The sequence below is a fragment of the Providencia sp. PROV141 genome (genome assembly GCF_028481645.1).
Taxonomy (GTDB): domain Bacteria; phylum Pseudomonadota; class Gammaproteobacteria; order Enterobacterales; family Enterobacteriaceae; genus Providencia; species Providencia rettgeri.
Map to the genome: position 1 here is coordinate 1 of NZ_JAMPPR010000016.1, position 6,098 is coordinate 6,098.

Below are 6,098 nucleotides of genomic sequence, written 5' to 3' on the forward strand. Positions count from 1 at the left end.
GAGAAATTAAATAATTATAGTTTAGGATTTATTTTTAGATACTATAAATAAAATAGGAATGATAACAATATTATGTTTTTATTTAATCCACTTATTTAAACTTAGATCATATATTCTGTCCGCTGAGTTTATCATTTCAGGCCTATGTGCAACAAAAATACGTGTTATTTTTAATTCCGCTATAGCACTAGTTATATTTTTTTCATTAATAATGTCTAGGTCGCTTGTTGCTTCATCAAGTAATAGAATTTTAGGTTCACGATAAAGGGCTCTTGCGATTGAAATTCTTTGTTTTTGCCCCCCAGATAATGTATTTCCAATGTCGCCAACCATTGTGTCATACCCCCTAGGGAAAGTATTAATATCATGGTCAATAGAGGCCAATTTTGCACATTTTACCATTTTTTTATGGTCAATGATTTCATTAAAACTGCTAATGTTTTTAGATATTGAACCCGCTAATAGCTTATCATCTTGCATTACAAAAGAAATGTGATCCCTAATTTGATTTTTCCCGATTGTAGAAATACTGATTCCATTAATCAAAACATCTCCATCAGTAGGGGGGTATAAACCTGATAATATGTGTAATAATGTTGATTTTCCACACCCAGAAAAACCAACTATAGCTATACTTTCTCCGGGATTAACTTCAAAGCTAACATTTTTTATAATAAAGGGTTCATTTTGAGAACGACGGTAGGATAGATTTATAATTTTAAGGTGACCATTAGTATTGTTATGAAATTTTTTTTCTCCTTTATCTTCAATGGGCGAAATAATTATATCAGTAAGTCTATGACAATGCATAGATATTAAATAAAATTCAGCAATGGCGTTAGTGATTTTTACTGTACGTGTACTAATCATATCTGAGTAAAGTATAGAAGCTAATAATATTCCTATTGTCATCTCTGAATCAAAATATAATGCTCCGATAATAAGAACATAAATATTTGAAAGGCCAATTAAAAGCGTGGATATTGTACTGATTAATAGGTCAAATTTAAATAATTTATTTTTTGTATAAGTGTTTTTAATTACATTGTTAATCCATTCTCTTCGGCGAACTCCTTCTAAATTGAGTACCTTTATTGTGCTAATTGCCCTAATGGTTTCTAAAAAGTGTGATGATTGTATTGAGTCAAATAAAATATTCTCGATTTTAGTTGATTGATAATTAGAAAATGAAATTAACCTTATGGTTATGTATATGATACTAATTAATATTGGACCAACAGCTAATATTGGTGAGTACAAAATAAGGATAATAGCAGATATAATTATTACAACTACATCCAAAAGAGACTCAATCATATTAGCAGTAAAAGCATCTTGAATTGTATTTAATGATTGAAATCTTGAGGCTATATCTCCGGTATGTCGTTTTTCAAAGAAAGGTAGAGTTAGTTTTATTAAGCGATTAAAAAAACCCTCTGACCATTTAATACTTAATCTGAAACGCATATTGAGTAATAGCGAAGCACGTAGAATAGAAAACATAGATTTAATTATTAATGCAAATATTACAATGATTCCAACTAGTAATATTCCATTGTGATCTGATGATCTCACTAATATATCAATAGTGAATTGTGTAGCGATTGGTACAGAGACTGATAATATTTCTATCAATATAGATAAAATTAGTATGCTTAAAAATGTAGATAGTAATTTTTTAACACCATGAAAAAAATAGAAGATGGTAATGTTTTGAGTAAGAGGTTCTTTATTAAAAGTTTGCTCAGGCCAAGCTTCAATAATAAATCCTGTAAATTTATCTGATAACTCATTAAATGATATAATACGGCGACCTACACTTGGATCGTGTATAATAGCTTTATGAGGTGTTATTTTAACTAAAACAATAAAATGATTTAATTTCCAATGAAGAATGGTTGGATGTCGTAATGATTTAAGTTCATCAATCTCTATTCTAGCAGCTCGAGCTGTCATGTTTATTTTTTCAAAAGCTGTAATAACTTCTTGCAATGTCATGCCATTATTTGTTGTAGCATGGATTTTTCTTGCTGATGTAATATCTATATTTTTACCGAAATAACCTGAAATCATTGCCAAACAAGCAAGCCCACATTCGCTGGACTCGGATTGTAGAATCAAAGGTGTTCTCTTTTTTAATGAAAACATAACTCAATCCCTATCATTAATATGGTTTACGTTAAATTTTAATGGTATGAATAACCACTCCCAAATACGTCTCTTTAGGGTTAATATATCAGCATTTACGTGTACTCCTGCAGGTAGATATAGTAATTTACTATCAGGAGTAACTAATACACGAAAGAAAACCTTATTTTCTGATAAATTATTTGGTGTGGTACTTACAGAAATTATTTTTCCTGATATTTTTCCAAACCATTTCCATGGTTGAGAGTCGATACGCATAATAACGGTTTGCCCTACATTTAAATATGATTTTGTAGAAGGTGGAGCTAATATTTCTATTAATGTGACCGCATTATTAGGAATTATTACTGCAATTATTTTATTTTCTTCTATTCTTTGTCCATTGACTATGTTTAAAGAAGAAACAATACCATCAATAGGTGAGGTGATAATTGATTCAAGGTTAGAAACTGAATTTATAATCTGTTGTTGAAAGTTTGTCTTTTGTTGTTCTATATTTATTGATAATTGGCTTTTTTTAGATTTTATTTTTTTTATCTCATCTGCTATTTGGAGTTTTTCATCAATAACTCTTTCTATACTAATTTTATAATTGTTTATTTTGAATAATGAGTTGAAATAATCATTTTCTGCTCCTATACTTTCTTGGATGGTTGTTATACCTTTTTTTTGTGAACTCTTATAAAAATTCATTCTTTCTTTTAAATTAACATTTCGTAATAACTCATCTTCCTTGGCTAATTTAATTGCTATTATTTCTCTATCTTTGTGGGTGAATCTTTCATATAGATTTTTTTCTTCGTCATCGTAGTCTTTTTTTATTCTAGATTCCATTTTTGATAGTTCTGCAATTTTTATCTTTGAAATTTCAATTGTTTTTATGTCTTTTCCACTTCCGAAGTATTTTGCATCGTGAGATACGAATGCTATCGCATCTCCCTTATTTACTTTACTTCCTTGCTTTATATTGATCTCCTTTATTATTCCGCTTTTGTTAATCGTTATTTCTATAGCTGAAGGAGAGTATATTATCTTACCTTTTACTAATACTCTCTGGGAGTAGTTGGAAAAAAATATAAATACTATAAGGGTTAAAGTTGAAAGTAAACATAAAAATACTATTGGTAATATAGATGATGGAAATGCACTGTATCTCCCTATTAATGTTTTTTCTTTATATAATATAGATTCGCTCCTAAATATAGATTTATTTTTTTTCATAGAATCAACTCTGTATATATAAAACTTTTTTAGCTAGATCTATCAGTATTATTTTATTTTTCATAAATGACATTCCAAGTAGTCCATCAAACTCTATGTTTTTAGGAGGAAGAGAGTTTATTGCAATAGCATATTCATTCTGTATATTGCCTTTAATATCCCTTATTAAGATATTTTGTACATTGCAATCAGAGCTCAAAGCTTCAGAGGAAATTACATTGCAACCTAGGTGTTTGTTTTTATTTGGAAGCCTGCTGGAAAATACAATGGAATGTGAGGCTGCAGTATCAATAATAAAATTCAATGGTTTATTTTGAGCATATGCAGTTATTTTCAATCCTGATTCAGTTTTCTCTATTGGATAGGATGACCAATTTTTAGTATATTCTGGTGTATCTTTTAAAATTATTAATTTGTTTTTTTTAAAATCTAAAATGATTTTTTTTTCATAAAAAATACCAAGGCCAACAACTTCTGTTTGAATTATTTTTTCTCCTATGTTAAGTCCCCATGGTTGTAATTCAACAATTTTGACATTGTTAAAAATTACATTTGAAATAGATAGTTTATCAACAGTCCATGATGTCACATTATTTTCATTTCCTAATATATCTATATATCTATATGGGGTTTTATTTTTTACATCTAAACTTTCATTGTTAAATATTTTTTTTATATTGCTATTTTCTAAATGAAATCCTTCACTGCTTCCCGTATCAAGCATTAATGATAGTTTTTTATTTTCTATTTCTAAATTAATGATAGGAATTCCAATTTCATTATAACTTAAAACCCCTAATTGACTACCTTCACTTGGAAATGATAAGTTAGTGAGTAAGTAAATTGAAAGTAAAGTTCTAATCATGATTTAATTCCTAAATTATCCATAATTAATTCTTCAGGTACCCCAGATTCTAATAAATGCGATGCAGCTCGACTTAATATTTTTTTTATTGAAGGGCAAAATACTGATTTTCTATTAAAACTGTCAGCTTTAGAATATCGCTGTATATGCCTACCACCAGAGCATGTTTTTTTCCAAATGCAATTAACGCAATCAGAAGGTAGTTGACTATTAATTTGCATATATTTTTTCATTTGCCATGAGCTTAATGTTTCTCTAAATTTGATGTTTTTTATATTTCCAATAACAGAAAAAATATTGTCATTTGTCCCTCTAAGAGTATCATCTATATAAACATCTCCTTCTGAACTAATAGTTAAAGCAATTATATCATTACTAGTTTTGCTCACACCCATTGTTGGTGTAAAATCAGGTTTTAACATAGACTGAATACTTGTATGAAAATAACGAATGTAAATGTCATTATTTGAATCTAAAAAAAACTCATCTATAGCAGAGCAGTAAAATTCTGATAAATTCGTTGGATCAATGCATGTATCATGAGTTTCATCAGGTATGAGAAAATCAAATTTAGTACATTCTAATTCATCAACAAAATGCCTATATATATCTTTTCCGCTAACATTAGGATTGGCAACACATAAAATTCCAGGTTGATCTTTAAGTTTTCCTTCTTTCCAAGAGTTCTGGAGTAATTTAAAGCCTTTTATAGTATTATCGTAAGTACTACGACCTTTTGTATCTAATCTATGTTTATCATTTATATGCTTAGGGCCATCAATAGACACACCTATACTTATACTGTATTTAGAAAATATATCTATCCAATCAGGGTCTATTAAAATAGCATTAGTTTGGCAAGCTAAATATAACTTAGTATTACTGTAATTTCCTGAAATTAATTTTTGACAGGCTGCTATAAATCTTTTTTTGCCCATCATTAATGGTTCCCCACCATGAAAATCAACTTGAATTGACTCAATATCATATTCTGTAGTTGCTTGTTCAAAAAATTCAACTAAATGATTAATAATTTCACTGGAAATAATTGGCTTGGAATTTATTGCAACTTCATTTCCAAGGTTAAATACATAGCAATATGTGCAATTAATATTGCATCTTTCACTGACTTTTAAGATGACTTCTAGATGCTTTATTTTATCCATAGTCTTTCCTTATCTATACGGTAGGGAAAGCCCTACCGTTGATTAGTTATATTTGCTTATCCCAACGTGCAAAAACGTTAACCCAACCACCTGAAACACTTTCTAGCATAGACTTTACTAATGCTTCACGAGAGCTTCTTTCATTAGAAGCCAATTTTACATTGGCATTATTTTCTTTAATCTCTTTACTTAACTTAGACATGATTTTATCCCATTTTCGAGGCACCGAATTGATGCTTTTTGAATTTAATGTAAAATACAGCTTATGTGTAATTAAAGTTTTATTAAAAGATGATTTATTTTTATTTATTAGTGATACATCACAATGAAATATTGAAATATACCTCTAACAGGTAGGGTGTTATATGAATAGTTTTAATATTAATAAAAGTGTTTTTTACTATGATATTATATTATTTATAATGAATGTGGTTGAATAATGAATTTTTCAGAATGTTAATAGATATATAACGTCTGTAAAGTAATAGATAAACAGGCTTATATTGATTTAATGAATATAAAAGATACGAATAATATGGCAAGAAACCCTTAAATGACGGGGTGTTTACCTTCCCATTCTTCACGATAGAGAACGTTGATGTGGTTGATAGCGAACACATTATTGTTGGCAATGACAATAATTACCCGTTCTCATCCAGTCGTGAACCAAATAAAGCGGATGATAACGAATTTATTTT

At 28.7% G+C, this 6,098-nt stretch carries 5 protein-coding genes and 1 pseudogene; 1 reads left to right on the forward strand and 5 read right to left on the reverse strand.

Going from position 1 to position 6,098, the window contains the following annotated elements:
- Positions 1-78: 78 nt before the first annotated feature.
- Genes PSF09_RS11090 through xyeA form a run of 5 tightly spaced genes read right to left on the reverse strand, consistent with a single transcriptional unit; the run spans position 79 to position 5,602 of the window.
- A complete protein-coding gene (locus PSF09_RS11090; RefSeq protein WP_272683899.1) occupies positions 79-2,148 on the reverse strand; it encodes a peptidase domain-containing ABC transporter in 2,070 nt (689 codons plus the stop codon).
- A gap of 3 nt (positions 2,149-2,151) precedes the next feature.
- Complete coding sequence (locus PSF09_RS11095; protein ID WP_272683900.1) at positions 2,152-3,369, reverse strand: HlyD family efflux transporter periplasmic adaptor subunit; 1,218 nt, start codon at positions 3,367-3,369, stop codon at positions 2,152-2,154.
- 4 nt (positions 3,370-3,373) lie between these two features.
- A complete protein-coding gene (locus tag PSF09_RS11100; protein ID WP_272683901.1) occupies positions 3,374-4,234 on the reverse strand; it encodes a hypothetical protein in 861 nt (286 codons plus the stop codon).
- The gene (gene xyeB, locus PSF09_RS11105) at positions 4,231-5,400 is read right to left on the reverse strand and encodes a cyclophane-forming radical SAM/SPASM peptide maturase XyeB (protein ID WP_272683902.1); all 1,170 of its coding nucleotides are present in this window, start codon (positions 5,398-5,400) and stop codon (positions 4,231-4,233) included. Before xyeB ends, PSF09_RS11100 begins: the two co-directional genes overlap by 4 nt.
- Before the next feature lie 46 nt (positions 5,401-5,446).
- Positions 5,447-5,602 (reverse strand): XyeA family cyclophane-containing RiPP triceptide, encoded by a 156-nt coding sequence (gene xyeA / locus PSF09_RS11110; protein WP_272683903.1) that lies wholly within the window; start codon positions 5,600-5,602, stop codon positions 5,447-5,449.
- Positions 5,603-5,890: 288 nt separating this feature from the next.
- On the opposite strand from xyeA, the pseudogene PSF09_RS11115 reads away from it, so the two are divergent.
- A pseudogene (locus tag PSF09_RS11115) lies at positions 5,891-6,098 on the forward strand (esterase-like activity of phytase family protein); the annotation flags it as partial.